Consider the following 16,159-nt stretch of genomic DNA (forward strand, 5'->3'; position numbering starts at 1 on the left):
ACAGCCCTGTGACGCAGTCACGCTTCGTGAAGACCGACCATCATACACTGAAAAAACCGTTCGTCAGTGCGGGCACGCTGTCAGCGAATACCCTACGAATCTACTTTGACAATCATTCTCGTTAACATTAAGATCCACCGCACTTAAGCCTTAAACCCGCGACGGTTCTCCCTTATGTATGTCTGCCTCTGTACTGGCGTCACCGACGGACAAATCCGCGAAGCAATCTACGAAGGTTGCTGCAGCTACAAGGAAGTGCGTGAAACCACCGGCGTTGCCAGCCAGTGCGGGAAATGTGCCTGCCTCGCCAAGCAAGTGGTACGGGAAACCCTGACGCAGCTGCAAACAGCCCAGGCCGCAATCCCCTATTCAGCAGAATTTACACACGCCTAAATAGGCGTGTTTTAAAGAACCGGACTTAGTGTCCGGTTTTTTTATGCCCGCAATTCAATTAGTTAGCGCCAAGACGCGGAACACAAACATTCTTATTCCGATTAATTTTCATTTATTATTCAATAACTTAGGTTTGACACTAAGGTTTTCGCCGCTCAAACTCCGCCCTATACACAGCTATTACAGGGCAGGACCCCAGTCATGAAAGGCGACATCTCAGTCATCCAGCAACTCAACAAAATCCTTGCCAATGAACTGGTCGCGATCAATCAGTACTTCCTGCATGCACGCATGTATGACGATTGGGGCCTGGAAAAGCTCGGCAAGCGCGAATACAAAGAGTCCATCAAGGCCATGAAGGACGCCGACGCGCTGATCAAGCGCATCCTGTTCCTGGAAGGCCTGCCGAACGTGCAGGACCTGGGCAAGCTGAACATCGGCGAGCACACTCAGGAAATGATCAGCAGCGACCTCAAGTTCGAACAGAAGAGCCACAGCGACCTCAAGGCCGCCATCGCTCACTGCGAAACCAAAGGCGACTTCGGCAGCCGCGAACTGCTGGAAGATATCCTGGAAGACCAGGAAGAACACATCGACTGGCTGGAAACCCAACTGGGCCTGATCGACAAAGTCAGCCTGGAAAACTACCTGCAATCGCAGATGGGCGAATAAGCCCTCGGCAAGCAGGTATAAAAAAGCCCCGCTCTCTCACGAGAAGCGGGGCTTTTTATTGCAAACGAATCAAGCGTCGGTCTTGGCCGCCGCGTTCGCCGCCGCTTCCTTGATCAGGGCTTGCAGCGAACCATCAGCCGCCATCTCGACGATGATGTCGCTACCGCCGACCAGCTCACCGGCCACCCACAGTTGTGGGAACGTAGGCCAGTTGGCGTACTTCGGCAGGTTGGCGCGGATTTCAGGGTTTTGCAGGATATCCACGTAAGCGAATTTCTCGCCGCACGCCATGATGGCCTGGGACGCCTTCGCGGAGAAACCGCACTGAGGAGCGTTAGGTGCGCCCTTCATGTAAAGCAGAATGGTGTTGGCAGCAATCTGCTCTTTGATCGTTTCGATGATATCCATGGAACACCTCGGCTGGAACTTTGCGACTCACAGGTCGGCACGGTGGCGCATTGTAACGCAAAATTCCAGCCGGGTGCTCAGGCAGCTGCGACCTGCACCGGAACGCCATTGAGCGCGGCGTTGCCCGACAACTCGTCCAATTGCCGTTCGTCGGTCAAGTCGTTCGCACTCGCCCCCGGCTGCCCGCTGGCGATGCTCATCTGCACGCCCGGCCGGCCATGCCCCCAACCGTGGGGCAGGCTGACCACGCCGGGCATCATGTCCAGGCTGGCCAGCACTTCCACCTCGATCATGCCGATGCGTGAACTCACGCGCACCCGCTGGCCATCACTCAACTGCCGGCTGGACAGGTCATCGGGATGCATCAGCAACTGATGACGCGGCTTGCCCTTCACCAACCGGTGATAGTTATGCATCCAGGAATTATTGCTGCGCACATGCCGGCGTCCGATCAACAACAGTTCGTCAGCCACCGGCAGCGGCTGCGCGGCAAACCGCGCCAGGTCGGCAAGGATCACCGCAGGCGCGGCTTGCACCTTGCCATCCGCAGTTTTCAGACGCTGGGAGAGGTTGGCCCTGAGCGGCCCCAGATCCACGCCATGGGGGTGATCTGCCAGCATCGCGACGGACAGCTTATGCTCGGACCCATCACCATACGCTCCGGCCCGCAGCCCGAAGTCGATCATCTGCGCCGGCGCCATGGTCGGCTTGAGCGCAGCCCCCGTCTGCGCGGCGAACGCCTGGGCCAAACCGACAAAGATCTCCCAGTCATGCAACGCGCCTTCGGGCTTGGGCAAAATCGCGCGATTAAAGCGGGTGACGTTACGCACGGCGAACATATTGAACGTGGTGTCGTAGTGATCGTTTTCCAGGGCCGAGGTGGACGGCAGGATCAAGTCCGCATAACGCGTGGTCTCGTTGATATAGAGGTCGATGCTGACCATGAACTCCAAGCCATCCAGGGCTTGTTCCAACTGACGACCGTTGGGCGTGGACAACACGGGGTTACCGGCGACGGTCACCAGCGCGCGGATTTGTCCTTCGCCTTCCGTCAGCATTTCTTCAGCCAAGGCCGACACCGGTAACTCGCCGCCATACTCGGGGCGCCCGGAAACCCGGCTCTGCCAGCGATTGAAATGCCCGCCGCCGGTGGACGCCACCAGGTCCACTGCTGGCGACGTGCATAACGCACCGCCGACCCGATCCAGGTTACCGGTGACCAGGTTGATCAACTGCACCAGCCAATGGCACAGCGTGCCGAAGGCCTGGGTCGAAACCCCCATGCGCCCGTAACACACGGCCTTGTCCGCCGCGGCAAAGTCCCGCGCCAACTGGCGAATCTGCTCGGCCGGCACCGCACACTGGCGGCTCATGGCCTCGGCGGTGAACCCGGCAATGGCGCGCTGCACATCCTCCAGGCCTTCGACGGGCAAATGGCTGGCACGGGTCAGGTTCTCGCTAAACAACGTGTTGAGCACCGCGAACAACAACGCCGCATCCCCACCGGGGCGCACAAATATATGCTGGTCGGCCATCGCCGCCGTCTCACTGCGCCGAGGATCAACCACCACCACCTTGCCTCCCCGGGCCTGGATGGCTTTCAGGCGTTTCTCCACATCGGGCACAGTCATGATGCTGCCGTTGGACGCCAGCGGATTGCCACCCAGGATCAGCATGAAGTCGGTGTGATCGATATCCGGGATAGGCAGCAACAGGCCATGACCGTACATCAGGTGGCTGGTAAGGTGATGGGGCAGTTGGTCCACCGAGGTCGCGGAAAAGCGGTTGCGCGTCTTGAGCTGGCCAAGGAAGTAGTTGCTGTGGGTCATCAGCCCGTAGTTGTGCACGCTGGGGTTGCCCTGGTACACCGCCACCGCATTCTGCCCATGCCGGGCCTGGATGCCTGCCAGCCGTTCGGCGACAAGCTTGAACGCATCGTCCCACGGGATCGGCTGCCATTCGCCTGCCACGCGCAACATCGGTTGGTGCAGGCGATCCGGGTCATTCTGGATATCCTGCAACGCCACGGCCTTGGGGCAGATATGGCCACGGCTGAAGGTGTCCAGCGCGTCGCCCTTGATCGAGGTGATCGCCAGGCTGCCGTCGTCGGCGCGCGTGGTTTCCAGGGTCAGGCCGCAGATGGCTTCACACAGATGGCAGGCACGGTGATGGAGAGTCTTGGTCATGGCCAGTCTCTTTATTAGGGCTTTGACTCAACTATGGGCCGCGACCGATGAGGGCGCCACCAAGGTTCGCCCCGTGAATCGACGGACATCAGGCCAAGCCATGGGTAAGCATGAGTAAATGTTTCAGAAACTTCCCACATCGCCACTGAAACCGACACAACCCAGCCCAGGCCCGCCCCGGCGGATTGCAAAAGGTTGCAGGGCCAGTGTACAAATGGCCCGCTGCTGTCAGGAATTCGTCTTCAAAAGCGCTCAGGCGCCCTTCTTGAACACCCCTAAAAACGTAGCCCCTATTGGTAAGACGCGACATTTAATGTCAATATCGCGCCTTCCCCTATTTCGTCGCCCCGTGCGGCTTTCGCCGCAGGTCTCGCCCGTTGTCACAATAAACAAGGCTTTGAGTATCTGCGGTCTGTTGCAAAAAGGTAGTTAATGATGAGCGCAAGGCACTTTCTCTCCCTGATGGATTGCACGCCCGAAGAGCTGGTCAGCGTGATCCGTCGAGGCATTGAGCTAAAAGACCTGCGTAACCGCGGCGTACTGTTCGAGCCTTTGAAAAACCGCGTGCTCGGGATGATTTTCGAGAAATCCTCGACCCGCACCCGCGTGTCTTTTGAAGCCGGCATGATCCAGCTGGGCGGCCAAGCCATCTTCCTGTCATCGCGCGACACCCAGCTGGGCCGTGGCGAGACCGTCGCCGACAGCGCCATCGTGATGTCGAGCATGCTCGATGCGGTGATGATCCGCACCTTCGCCCACAGCACCGTCACTGAATTTGCCGCCCACTCCCGCGTACCAGTGATCAACGGCCTGTCCGATGATCTGCACCCGTGCCAGTTGCTGGCCGACATGCAAACCTTCCTTGAGCACCGTGGTTCGATCCAGGGCAAGACCGTGGCCTGGATCGGCGACGGCAACAACATGTGCAACAGCTATATAGAAGCGGCGATCCAGTTCGACTTCCAACTGCGCGTTGCCTGCCCGGAGGGCTACGAGCCTGACGCCCGTTTCCTCGCACAAGCCGGCGAGCGCGTCACCGTTGTGCGTGACCCACGCGAAGCAGTGATGGGCGCGCACCTCGTCAGCACCGACGTCTGGACCTCCATGGGCCAGGAAGAAGAAACCGCCAAGCGCCTCGCGCTCTTCGCGCCGTTCCAGGTAACCCGTGCCCTGCTCGACCTGGCCGCACCGGACGTGCTGTTCATGCACTGCCTGCCGGCCCACCGTGGTGAAGAAATCAGCCTCGACCTGCTGGATGACAGCCGTTCGGTCGCCTGGGACCAGGCCGAAAACCGCCTGCATGCACAAAAGGCCCTGCTCGAATTCCTCGTCCCGCCGTCGTACCACCACGCATGAGCCAGCCATTCCTGCTGAACCTGCGCAATCTGGCATGCGGCTATCAAGATCAACGGGTGGTGCAGAACCTCAATCTGCACCTCAACGCTGGCGACATCGGCTGCCTGCTGGGCTCCTCGGGTTGCGGCAAGACCACCACCCTGCGCGCGATCGCCGGGTTTGAGCCGGTGCACGAAGGGGAAATCAGCCTGGCCGGCGAAGTGATCTCCAGCGCCGGTTTCACCCTGGCACCGGAGAAACGTCGCATCGGCATGGTGTTCCAGGACTACGCGCTGTTTCCCCACCTCAGCGTGGCGGACAACATTGCGTTCGGCATTCGCAAGCACCCGCAAAAAGACCGCGTGGTCGCCGAGTTGCTGGAACTGGTCAACCTGAAGAACCTGGGCAAGCGCTTCCCCCACGAGCTTTCCGGCGGGCAGCAACAACGCGTCGCCCTCGCCCGCGCCCTGGCGCCGGAACCGCAACTGCTGCTACTGGATGAGCCGTTCTCCAACCTCGACGGCGAACTGCGGCGCAAGCTCAGCCACGAAGTGCGCGACATCCTCAAGGCGCGCGGCACCAGTGCGATCCTGGTGACCCATGACCAGGAAGAAGCGTTCGCCGTGAGCGATCAGGTCGGCGTCTTCAAGGAAGGCCGCCTGGAGCAATGGGACACGCCCTACAACCTCTATCACGAACCGCAGACAACCTATGTCGCGAGCTTTATCGGCCAGGGTTATTTCATCCGTGGCCAATTGAGCTCGCCGGACTCGGTCAGCACCGAACTGGGCGACCTGCGCGGAAACCGCGCCTACCCTTGGCCAACCGGTGGCGCCGTGGATGTATTGCTGCGCCCCGACGACATCGTCTACGCGCCAGACAGCACGTTGAAAGCGCGGATCGTGGGCAAGACCTTCCTCGGCGCGTCGACCCTGTATCGCCTGCAACTGCCGACGGGTGCGCAGTTGGAGTCGATTTTTCCAAGCCACGCCGACCATCAGGTGGGCGCGGATGTGGGGATTCGGGTGGCGGCGGAGCATCTCGTACTGTTCCAGGCGTCAGGAAGTGTGGCGGCGCAGATTCCGCAATCCGATTCCGGCGTGCGCCGTTACAGCGCTGCCCACTGAAAAAACCGGATCAAAAAATGTGGGAGCGGGCTTGCCCGCGATTGCGGTGGATCAGTCAAAAACATATCGACTGGCACACCGCTATCGCAGGCAAGCCAGCTCCCACATTCGTTTTGCATAGGTTCTAAGAAAGGTAATCAGGCCCGCCCAATCGGCGCAAATTTCGCATGGGTATGCTCCGCCAACACCGCTGCCGGCAACTCAACCTCAAGCCCCCTTCTCCCCGCACTCACAAAAATCGTCGCAAACGGCTGCGCCGTCTCATCGATAAACGTACGCAAGCGCTTCTTCTGCCCCAACGGGCTGATCCCTCCCAGCAAATAACCGGTAGAGCGCTGCGCCGCCGCTGGATCCGCCATTTCAACTTTTTTAACCCCCGCCGCGTGAGCCAGGGCTTTCAGGTCCAGGCTTCCGACGACCGGCACCACCGCCACCAATAATTCGCCCTTTTCACTGCTGGCCAGCAAGGTCTTGAACACCTGCGCCGGATCCAGCGCCAACTTCTCCGCGGCCTCCAGGCCATACGAAGCCGCCTTGGGATCATGTTCATAACTGTGAATACGATGTTCGGCGCGAACTTTTTTCAACAGGTCCAATGCAGGGGTCATGCTGGCTCCAGGCGTGGCAAACAGATGGCCAATTCTAGGCCAAGCCCGCGTAAAACGCTCTACTGCGCACGCTTCGCCGTACACACACAATGTTACAAGCGTGATCATTCACCCGATCAATAGTTTGAAAGTGACCAATGGTTCACTTTCGACCTTTGACAGCCGTCATTCTTGTCTATATTTTTTCGTTTCCGAATACTGTAGGAATGCACCTGCAGCACTCGAGCAGTAAGCCGTGTCCGGGATGGGGATCCTTGCCACGGTGAAAATCGCGCAACGCTCCGTTGAGAGCGTGCGCCAGACAAGAACAACAACTGAGGTTTTCCATGACAACTGCTCTTCAACAGCCTTCACTTTCGAGCCAATGCATGGCCGAATTCCTGGGGACTGCGCTGCTGATCTTCTTCGGTACAGGATGCGTCGCTGCGCTCAAGGTCGCGGGTGCCAGCTTTGGTTTGTGGGAAATCAGCATTATCTGGGGGGTGGGCGTCAGCATGGCGATCTACCTGAGCGCCGGTATTTCCGGGGCGCACCTCAACCCGGCGGTGAGTATCGCCCTGTGCATTTTCGCCGACTTCGAAAAGCGCAAACTGCCCTTCTACATTCTCGCCCAGGTCGCTGGCGCCTTCTGCTCGGCCGCCCTGGTGTACACCCTCTACAGCAATCTGTTTTTCGATTACGAACAAACCCACCATATGGTGCGCGGCTCCCAGGCCAGCCTGGAGTTGGCGTCGGTGTTCTCCACCTACCCCCATGCGCTGCTGAGCACCGCCCAGGCGTTCCTGGTGGAAGTGGTGATCACCGCGATCCTGATGGGCGTGATCATGGCCCTCACCGATGACAACAACGGCCTGCCACGCGGCCCGTTGGCCCCGCTGCTGATCGGCCTGCTGATCGCCGTGATCGGTAGCGCCATGGGCCCGTTGACCGGCTTCGCGATGAACCCGGCACGGGATTTCGGACCCAAGCTGATGACCTTTTTCGCTGGCTGGGGTGAAATAGCCTTTACTGGCGGTCGCGATATTCCTTACTTCCTGATTCCTGTTTTCGCGCCGATTGTCGGCGCATGCCTGGGTGCTGCGGCCTATCGCGGGCTGATTGCCCGTCATCTGCCAAGTGCCGCACCTGCTGCTGAAGAAACACCTGACACGGCTGTCAACGGCAAGACCCGTATTTCCTGATAGCGCCAGCCTGGACGCACCTGCCCTTTTTGCGGCCCAGGCTGATTACCGACTTTCTTATTTCCCAAGGCATTCGACATGACCGACATTCAGAATAAGAACTACATCATCGCCCTTGACCAAGGCACCACCAGCTCGCGAGCGATCATCTTTGATCGTGACGCCAACGTGGTGTGCACCGCCCAGCGCGAGTTCGCCCAGCATTACCCGCAAGCGGGCTGGGTCGAGCATGACCCGATGGAAATCTTCGCCACCCAGAGCGCGGTGATGGTCGAGGCCCTGGCCCAGGCCGGCCTGCACCATGACCAGGTCGCCGCGATCGGCATCACCAACCAGCGTGAAACCACCGTGGTGTGGGACAAGATCACCGGCCGCCCGATCTACAACGCCATCGTCTGGCAGTGCCGCCGCAGCACCGAGATCTGCCAGCAGCTCAAGCGCGACGGCCACGAGCAGTACATCAGCGACACCACCGGCCTGGTCACCGACCCGTACTTCTCCGGCACCAAGCTCAAGTGGATCCTCGACAACGTCGAAGGCAGCCGCGAGCGTGCACGCAACGGCGAACTGCTGTTCGGCACCGTCGACAGCTGGCTGATCTGGAAATTTACCGGCGGCAAGACCCACGTCACCGACTACACCAACGCCTCGCGCACCATGCTCTTCAACATCCACACCCTGGAGTGGGATGCGAAGATGCTGGAGATCCTCGACATTCCCCGCGAAATGCTGCCGGAAGTGAAGTCGTCGTCGGAAATCTACGGCCGCACCAAAAGCGGCATCGCCATCGGCGGTATCGCCGGCGACCAACAGGCCGCGCTGTTCGGCCAAATGTGCGTCGAAGCCGGCCAGGCCAAGAACACCTACGGCACCGGCTGCTTCCTGCTGATGAACACCGGCGACAAGGCGGTGAAATCCAAGCACGGCATGCTCACCACCATCGCGTGCGGCCCCCGTGGCGAAGTGGCCTACGCCCTGGAAGGCGCGGTGTTCAACGGCGGCTCCACTGTGCAGTGGTTGCGTGACGAGCTGAAAATCATCAACGACGCCCACGACACCGAATACTTCGCCGGCAAGGTCAAGGACAGCAACGGCGTGTACCTGGTGCCCGCCTTCACCGGCCTGGGCGCTCCTTATTGGGACCCGTATGCCCGTGGCGCGCTGTTCGGCCTGACCCGTGGCGTACGCGTGGATCACATTATTCGTGCAGCCCTGGAGTCGATTGCCTACCAGACCCGCGACGTGCTCGACGCCATGCAACAGGACTCCGGCGAACGCCTCAAAGCCCTGCGCGTGGACGGCGGCGCCGTGGCCAACAACTTCCTGATGCAATTCCAGGCCGACATCCTCGGCACCCAGGTCGAGCGCCCGCAAATGCGCGAAACCACCGCACTCGGCGCGGCCTACCTGGCTGGCCTGGCGTGCGGTTTCTGGGGCAGCCTGGACGAGTTGCGCGGCAAGGCGGTGATCGAGCGCGAATTCGAACCACAACTGGACGAAGCGGCCAAAGAGAAGCTCTACGCCGGCTGGCAAAAAGCCGTTAGCCGCACCCGTGACTGGGAGCCCCACGAAGGCGCCGAATAAGCCAACGTCAGGTTGTAACTGGCCGGGAGCCGATTCCTGCGTCATCATGGGCCACTTTTGTATGGCAGCCCAAAGGACGCCCAATGAATCTGCCTCCCCGCCAACAACAAATCCTCGAACTGGTCCGCGAACGCGGCTACGTCAGTATCGAGGAAATGGCGCAGCTGTTCGTCGTCACCCCGCAAACCATCCGCCGCGATATCAACCAGCTGGCGGACGCCAATCTGCTGCGCCGCTACCACGGCGGCGCGGCCTATGACTCCAGTGTCGAGAACACCGCGTACGCCATGCGCGCCGACCAGATGCGCGACGAGAAACAGCGCATCGGCGAAGCCATTGCCGCACAGATCCCCGACCACGCCTCGCTGTTCATCAATATCGGCACCACCACCGAATCCATCGCCCGCGCGTTGCTCAACCACAACCACCTGAAAATCATCACCAACAACCTCAACGTCGCCACCATGCTCAGTGCCAAGGACGACTTCGACGTGCTGCTGACCGGCGGCAACGTGCGCCGCGATGGCGGTGTGGTGGGCCAGGCCAGTGTGGATTTCATCAACCAGTTCAAGGTGGATTTTGCCTTGGTTGGCATCAGCGGCATCGATGAAGATGGCAGCCTGCTGGACTTTGATTACCAGGAAGTGCGGGTGTCCCAGGCGATCATTGCCAATGCACGACAGGTGATTCTGGCGGCGGATTCGAGCAAGTTCGGGCGCAATGCCATGATTCGCCTGGGGCCGATCAGCCTGGTGGATTGCTTGGTGACCGACCAACAGCCGGTGCCGGCGTTGGTGCAGTTGTTGAGTGAGCATAAGGTGCGGCTGGAAGTCGTTTAAACCTTCGAACTCTCGGGTGACTGGACCGCCGCCATCGCGGGCAAGCCCGCTCCCACATTCGACCGCATTCCCATGCTGGAACTCGGTCAACTGTGGGAGCGGGCTTGCCCGCGATGGCGATCTACCTAGCACCGACCTCCCCAAGCCTGCATCTGGCTCCTGTTCACAAATTTTCCTTCCCCAGCCCTTCGATGAATTTTTTCAATCGAACTCGGCTGGCTGCGCGCGCATTTATCAGCTACCATTTTCGCAAATGAACATTAATGTTCGAATTCCAAGACGAAAAAATCGCGAGGCCAGCCGATGAACCCTTCCACCTTGCCTGCTCCACCGCTTGCCGAAGTCTATGACGTCGCCGTAATCGGCGGCGGGATCAATGGCGTCGGCATTGCAGCAGACGCAGCCGGGCGCGGTTTGTCGGTGTTCCTTTGTGAAAAGGACGACCTGGCCAGCCACACCTCTTCCGCCAGCAGCAAGCTGATCCACGGCGGCCTGCGCTACCTCGAACATTACGAATTCCGCCTGGTGCGCGAAGCCCTCGCTGAACGTGAAGTGCTGCTGGCCAAGGCCCCGCACATCGTCAAGCAGATGCGCTTCGTCCTGCCGCACCGCCCGCACCTGCGCCCGGCGTGGATGATTCGTGCCGGCCTGTTCCTGTACGACAACCTCGGCAAGCGCGAAAAGCTCGCCGGTTCGAAAAGCCTCAAGTTCGGCGCCGACAGCCCGCTGAAAAGCGAAATCACCAAAGGCTTCGAATACTCCGACTGCTGGGTCGATGACGCCCGCCTCGTGGTGTTGAACGCCATGGCCGCCCGCGAGAAAGGCGCGCACATCCACACCCAGACCCGTTGCATCAGCGCGCACCGCAGCAAGGGCCTGTGGGAAATGAACATGGAACGTGCCGATGGCAGCCTGTTCTCGATCCGTGCCCGCGCACTGGTCAACGCCGCTGGCCCGTGGGTTGCCAAGTTCATCAAGGATGACCTCAAGCTGGATTCGCCCTACGGCATCCGCTTGATCCAGGGCAGCCACCTGATCGTGCCGAAACTCTACGAAGGCGCCCACGCCCACATCCTGCAGAACGAAGACCAGCGCATCGTCTTCACCATTCCGTACCTGAACCACCTGACCATCATCGGCACCACCGACCGCGAATACACCGGCGACCCGGCGAAGGTGGCGATCACCGAAGGTGAAACCGACTACATGCTCAAGGTGGTCAACGCGCACTTCAAGAAGCAGTTGAGCCGCGACGACATCGTGCACACCTACTCCGGCGTACGTCCGCTGTGCAACGACGAGTCCGATAACCCGTCGGCCATTACCCGCGACTACACCCTGGCGCTCTCCGGCGGCACGGGCGAGGCGCCGATCCTGTCGGTGTTCGGCGGCAAGCTGACCACCTACCGCAAGCTCGCCGAGTCGGCGATGGCGCAACTGGCGCCGTACTTCACGCAGATGCGCCCCAGCTGGACCGCCAAGGCCAGCCTGCCCGGCGGCGAAGACATGACCACGCCCGAAGCCCTGGCCGAAGCGATCCGCCACAAGTTCGACTGGGTACCGAGCGAAATCGCGCGCCGCTGGTCCACCACCTACGGCAGCCGCACCTGGCGCCTGCTGGAAGGCGTGCAATCGCTGGCGGATCTGGGCGAGCACCTCGGGGGCGGCCTGTACACCCGCGAAGTCGACTACCTGTGCACGGAAGAGTGGGCGACCCAGCCCCAGGACGTCCTGTGGCGCCGTACCAAGCTCGGCCTGTTCACCACCCCGGAAGAACAGGACAACGTGCAGCGTTATCTGTCCAAGGTTGAGCGCAATCGCGGCAAGATCGAAGCGGCCTGATCGATCTTCCATACAGAAGCCCCTGCGCCGCGAGGCCCGGGGGCTTTTTTACGTCCGCCCCATTCGGTTTTCCGAACGCAACGTCCCTGGCGATTCGGTTTGCCGGATTAAATGTAGGAAAATTCGCCGTCACACAAAGTTAATCATCATATAAATCATAGAGTTAGACTTTTGTTTCGGGTCTGGCACGACTCATGCTCTACACTCCCTGACGATTGCCTGAGACGCCTCAGGAGCCGTCACGGGCATTCGCTGTACAAGAGAGCCGTTTAGCCGGCTTCATAAAAAAAACAAATGTCGAGGAAGTATTGATGCGCATCGTTCCCCATATCCTGGGCGCAGCTATCGCTGCTGCTCTGATCAGCACTCCAGTTTTCGCCGCCGAACTCACCGGCACACTGAAGAAAATCAACGACTCCGGCACCATCACCCTCGCGCACCGCGACAGCTCCATTCCGTTTTCCTACATCGCGGATGGTTCGGGCAAGCCAGTGGGCTACTCCCACGACATTCAGTTGGCCGTCGTCGAGCAACTGAAAAAAGACCTGAATAAACCCGACCTGAAGGCCAAGTACAACCTGGTCACTTCGCAAACTCGTATTCCGCTGATCCAGAACGGCACCGCGGACCTCGAGTGCGGCTCCACCACCAACAACGCCGAACGCGCCCAGCAGGTTGATTTCACCGTCAACATCTTCGAAATCGGCACCCGCCTGCTGGTCAAGAAAGACAAGGATGGCAAGCCGTCCTACGCTGACTTCGCCGACCTCAAAGGCAAAAACGTCGTGACCACCGCCGGCACCACGTCCGAGCGCATCATCAAGGCGATGAACGCCGACAAGCAGATGGGCATGAACGTCATCTCCGCCAAAGACCACGGCGAATCCTTCCAGATGCTGGAAAGCGGCCGCGCCGTAGCGTTCATGATGGACGACGCCCTGCTGGCCGGTGAAGAAGCCAAGGCCAAGAAGCCGGACGACTGGGTCATCACCGGTACTCCGCAGTCCTTCGAAGCCTACGCGTGCATGGTGCGTAAAGACGACCCAGCCTTCAAAAAGGCCGTGGATGACGCCATCGTCGCCCTGTACAAATCCGGCGAGATCAACAAGATCTACAGCAAGTGGTTCGAGAGCCCGATCCCACCAAAAGGCCTGAACCTGAACTTCCCGATGAGCGACAAGGTGAAGGAGCTGATCGCCAACCCAAGCGACAAACCAGCGCCTGACGTAAAAATCTGATACCTGACTAAGCTTATCTCCTGAGGGAGCCAACCCTCCCTCAGGCGTCTGTTACTACCTGCTGGCTTTATTTGGAACACTCGACCTGGCGGTTTTCGAGCCGATCTTGTGTGCCTGGCGTTCACCGTCGGGCGGGAATGGATTTTCCCCAAGCGGGTGCTTGTACATTGATCGACTTCGAGGGGAGACCCTAATGAATTACAACTGGGACTGGGGCGTGTTCTTCAAGTCCACCGGCGTGGGCAGCGAGACTTATCTCGACTGGTACATCGCCGGCCTGGGCTGGACCATTGCCATCGCTGTCGTGGCATGGATTATCGCCTTGCTGCTGGGCTCCATTCTGGGGGTCATGCGCACCGTGCCAAACCGCCTCGTATCGGGCATCGCGACCTGCTACGTGGAACTGTTTCGTAACGTGCCGCTGCTGGTGCAGCTGTTCATCTGGTACTTCCTGATCCCCGACCTGCTGCCGCAAAACCTGCAGGACTGGTACAAACAAGACCTCAACCCGACCACCTCGGCCTACCTGAGCGTTGTCGTGTGCCTGGGCCTGTTCACCGCCGCCCGTGTGTGTGAGCAAGTGCGTACCGGCATCCAGGCGCTGCCGCGCGGCCAGGAATCCGCCGCGCGCGCCATGGGCTTCAAGCTGCCGCAGATCTACTGGAACGTGCTGCTGCCCCAGGCCTACCGGATCATCATTCCGCCGCTTACCTCGGAATTCCTCAACGTGTTCAAGAACTCCTCCGTGGCGTCCTTGATCGGCCTGATGGAATTGCTGGCGCAAACCAAGCAGACCGCCGAGTTCTCGGCCAACCTGTTTGAAGCCTTCACCCTGGCCACGCTGATCTACTTCACCCTGAACATGAGCCTGATGCTGCTCATGCGCCTGGTCGAGAAGAAAGTCGCAGTGCCCGGCCTGATCTCCGTGGGGGGTAAATAATGGAACTTGATTTCAGCGGTATCATCCCCGCTATCCCAGGCCTGTGGAACGGCATGGTCATGACCTTGCAGCTGATGGTCATGGGCGTGGTCGGCGGCATCGCGTTGGGTACGGTCCTCGCGCTGATGCGCCTGTCGTCCAACAAACTGTTGTCGCGCGTGGCTGGCGCCTATGTGAACTACTTCCGCTCGATCCCGTTGCTGCTGGTGATCACCTGGTTCTACCTGGCGGTACCGTTCGTGCTGCGCTGGATCACGGGCGAAGACACCCCGATCGGCGCGTTCGCCTCCTGCGTCGTGGCCTTCATGATGTTCGAAGCCGCGTACTTCTGTGAAATCGTGCGGGCCGGCGTGCAGTCGATCCCCAAGGGCCAGATGGGCGCAGCGCAAGCGATGGGCATGACCTATGGCCAGACCATGCGCCTGATCATCCTGCCCCAGGCGTTCCGCAAGATGACCCCGTTGCTGCTGCAACAGTCGATCATCCTGTTCCAGGACACCTCGCTGGTCTACACCGTGGGCCTGGTGGACTTCCTCAACTCCGCCCGCTCCAACGGCGACATCATCGGCCGCTCCAATGAGTTCCTGATCTTTGCCGGTGTCGTCTACTTCATCATCAGCTTTTCCGCCTCGCTGCTGGTCAAGCGTCTGCAAAAAAGGTTTGCCGTATGATCTCTATCAAGAACATCAACAAGTGGTATGGCGACTTCCAGGTGCTGACCGATTGCAGCACTGATGTCAAAAAAGGCGAAGTGATCGTGGTGTGCGGGCCGTCCGGCTCGGGCAAGTCCACCCTGATCAAGTGCGTCAACGCGCTGGAACCGTTCCAGAAGGGCGACATCATCGTGGACGGCACCTCCATCGCCGACCCGAAGACCAACCTGCCGAAACTGCGCTCGCGCGTGGGCATGGTGTTCCAGCACTTCGAACTGTTCCCGCACCTGACCATCACCGAAAACCTGACCATCGCGCAGATCAAGGTGCTCGGCCGCAGCAAGGAAGAAGCCACCAAGAAAGGCCTGCAACTGCTTGAGCGCGTCGGCCTGTCGGCGCATGCCCACAAGCATCCCGGCCAGCTCTCCGGCGGCCAGCAACAACGTGTGGCGATTGCCCGCGCGTTGGCCATGGACCCGATCGTCATGCTGTTCGACGAACCGACCTCGGCCCTCGACCCGGAAATGGTCAACGAAGTGCTCGACGTCATGGTGCAACTGGCCCAGGAAGGCATGACCATGATGTGCGTGACCCACGAAATGGGCTTCGCCCGCAAAGTGGCCGACCGCGTGATCTTCATGGACGCCGGCAAGATCATCGAAGACTGCCCGAAAGAAGAGTTCTTCGGCGACATCAGCGCCCGCTCCGAACGCGCGCAGCACTTCCTTGAGAAAATCCTGCAGCACTAAAACCGGGCTCGCGCTCCCTGTGCGAACCGGATTTGTGTGGGAGCTGGCTTGCCTGCGATGCAGACACCTCGGTCTATCAGTAAGACCACAGTGATGCTATCGCAGGCAAGCCAGCTCCCACACTTGATTGGGTTACCAAATCAAGATGGGGCCGGCCTCAAAGCCCCACCACATCCTCCGCCTGCAACCCCTTCTCGCCGGTCACCACGGCGTATTCAACCTGCTGGCCTTCGGCCAACGAGCGGTGGCCGTCACCGCGAATGGCGCGGTAGTGCACAAACACATCCTTGCCATCATCACGCTGAATAAAGCCGTAACCCTTTGCATCGTTGAACCACTTCACATTGCCGGTTTCGCGCGTTGCCATCTGTTTAACTCCCACATGCTTTTTATTGTTGAGTCGC

16 protein-coding genes are annotated in these 16,159 nt (G+C 59.9%); 12 read left to right on the top strand and 4 right to left on the bottom strand.

The features are described from left to right. Positions 1–174 precede the first annotated feature (174 nt). Positions 175–393, top strand: coding sequence for a bacterioferritin-associated ferredoxin (locus B348_RS0122465; protein ID WP_003208706.1), 219 nt, complete (start codon positions 175–177; stop codon positions 391–393). Positions 394–594: 201 nt separating this feature from the next. After that, positions 595–1,065 (top strand): bacterioferritin, encoded by a 471-nt coding sequence (bfr, locus tag B348_RS0122470; RefSeq protein ID WP_017738288.1) that lies wholly within the window; start codon positions 595–597, stop codon positions 1,063–1,065. 69 nt (positions 1,066–1,134) lie between these two features. Here bfr and grxD read toward each other — a convergent pair whose 3' ends face one another. Then, entirely contained in the window at positions 1,135–1,473 is a 339-nt protein-coding gene (gene grxD / locus B348_RS0122475; RefSeq protein ID WP_017738289.1) for a Grx4 family monothiol glutaredoxin, read from the bottom strand. A 77-nt stretch (positions 1,474–1,550) separates the two neighbouring features. After that, positions 1,551–3,659 (bottom strand): molybdopterin oxidoreductase family protein, encoded by a 2,109-nt coding sequence (locus B348_RS0122480; RefSeq protein ID WP_017738290.1) that lies wholly within the window; start codon positions 3,657–3,659, stop codon positions 1,551–1,553. Positions 3,660–4,094: 435 nt separating this feature from the next. On the opposite strand from B348_RS0122480, the gene argF reads away from it, so the two are divergent. Further along, complete coding sequence (gene argF / locus B348_RS0122490; protein ID WP_026136991.1) at positions 4,095–5,015, top strand: ornithine carbamoyltransferase; 921 nt, start codon at positions 4,095–4,097, stop codon at positions 5,013–5,015. Further along, a complete protein-coding gene (locus B348_RS0122495; protein ID WP_017738293.1) occupies positions 5,012–6,121 on the top strand; it encodes an ABC transporter ATP-binding protein in 1,110 nt (369 codons plus the stop codon). The genes argF and B348_RS0122495 overlap by 4 nt, the downstream gene beginning before the upstream one ends. Positions 6,122–6,258: 137 nt before the next feature. Here B348_RS0122495 and ybaK read toward each other — a convergent pair whose 3' ends face one another. Beyond that, positions 6,259–6,729 carry a Cys-tRNA(Pro) deacylase gene (gene ybaK, locus B348_RS0122500; RefSeq protein ID WP_017738294.1) on the bottom strand — a complete coding sequence of 157 codons (471 nt, stop codon included), beginning with the start codon at positions 6,727–6,729 and terminating at the stop codon, positions 6,259–6,261. 326 nt (positions 6,730–7,055) lie between these two features. Between ybaK and B348_RS0122505 the strand changes: the two genes are divergently transcribed. From B348_RS0122505 to B348_RS0122540, 8 genes are all read left to right on the top strand, one after another. Next, positions 7,056–7,910 carry an MIP/aquaporin family protein gene (locus B348_RS0122505; RefSeq protein WP_026136992.1) on the top strand — a complete coding sequence of 285 codons (855 nt, stop codon included), beginning with the start codon at positions 7,056–7,058 and terminating at the stop codon, positions 7,908–7,910. 78 nt (positions 7,911–7,988) lie between these two features. Continuing rightward, complete coding sequence (gene glpK / locus B348_RS0122510; RefSeq protein WP_017738296.1) at positions 7,989–9,494, top strand: glycerol kinase GlpK; 1,506 nt, start codon at positions 7,989–7,991, stop codon at positions 9,492–9,494. A gap of 83 nt (positions 9,495–9,577) precedes the next feature. Then, a complete protein-coding gene (locus B348_RS0122515; protein WP_017738297.1) occupies positions 9,578–10,333 on the top strand; it encodes a DeoR/GlpR family transcriptional regulator in 756 nt (251 codons plus the stop codon). Positions 10,334–10,636: 303 nt separating this feature from the next. Continuing rightward, a complete protein-coding gene (gene glpD / locus B348_RS0122520) occupies positions 10,637–12,175 on the top strand; it encodes a glycerol-3-phosphate dehydrogenase (protein WP_017738298.1) in 1,539 nt (512 codons plus the stop codon). Between the two features lie 311 nt (positions 12,176–12,486). Next, positions 12,487–13,413, top strand: a complete 927-nt coding sequence (locus tag B348_RS0122525) for a glutamate/aspartate ABC transporter substrate-binding protein (protein WP_010212760.1) — start codon at positions 12,487–12,489, stop codon at positions 13,411–13,413. Between the two features lie 193 nt (positions 13,414–13,606). Further along, positions 13,607–14,353: an amino acid ABC transporter permease gene (locus B348_RS0122530; RefSeq protein ID WP_017738299.1), complete on the top strand. Its 747-nt coding sequence runs from the start codon at positions 13,607–13,609 to the stop codon at positions 14,351–14,353. Further along, complete coding sequence (locus tag B348_RS0122535; RefSeq protein ID WP_017738300.1) at positions 14,353–15,024, top strand: amino acid ABC transporter permease; 672 nt, start codon at positions 14,353–14,355, stop codon at positions 15,022–15,024. Before B348_RS0122530 ends, B348_RS0122535 begins: the two co-directional genes overlap by 1 nt. After that, a complete protein-coding gene (locus tag B348_RS0122540; protein WP_017738301.1) occupies positions 15,021–15,755 on the top strand; it encodes an amino acid ABC transporter ATP-binding protein in 735 nt (244 codons plus the stop codon). Before B348_RS0122535 ends, B348_RS0122540 begins: the two co-directional genes overlap by 4 nt. 157 nt (positions 15,756–15,912) lie before the next feature. On the opposite strand, the gene B348_RS0122545 is transcribed toward B348_RS0122540, so the two are convergent. Continuing rightward, positions 15,913–16,122, bottom strand: coding sequence for a cold-shock protein (locus tag B348_RS0122545; RefSeq protein WP_017738302.1), 210 nt, complete (start codon positions 16,120–16,122; stop codon positions 15,913–15,915). Positions 16,123–16,159: the final 37 nt, after the last annotated feature.

This window comes from Pseudomonas sp. CBZ-4 (assembly GCF_000346755.1).
Classification (GTDB): Bacteria; Pseudomonadota; Gammaproteobacteria; order Pseudomonadales; family Pseudomonadaceae; genus Aquipseudomonas.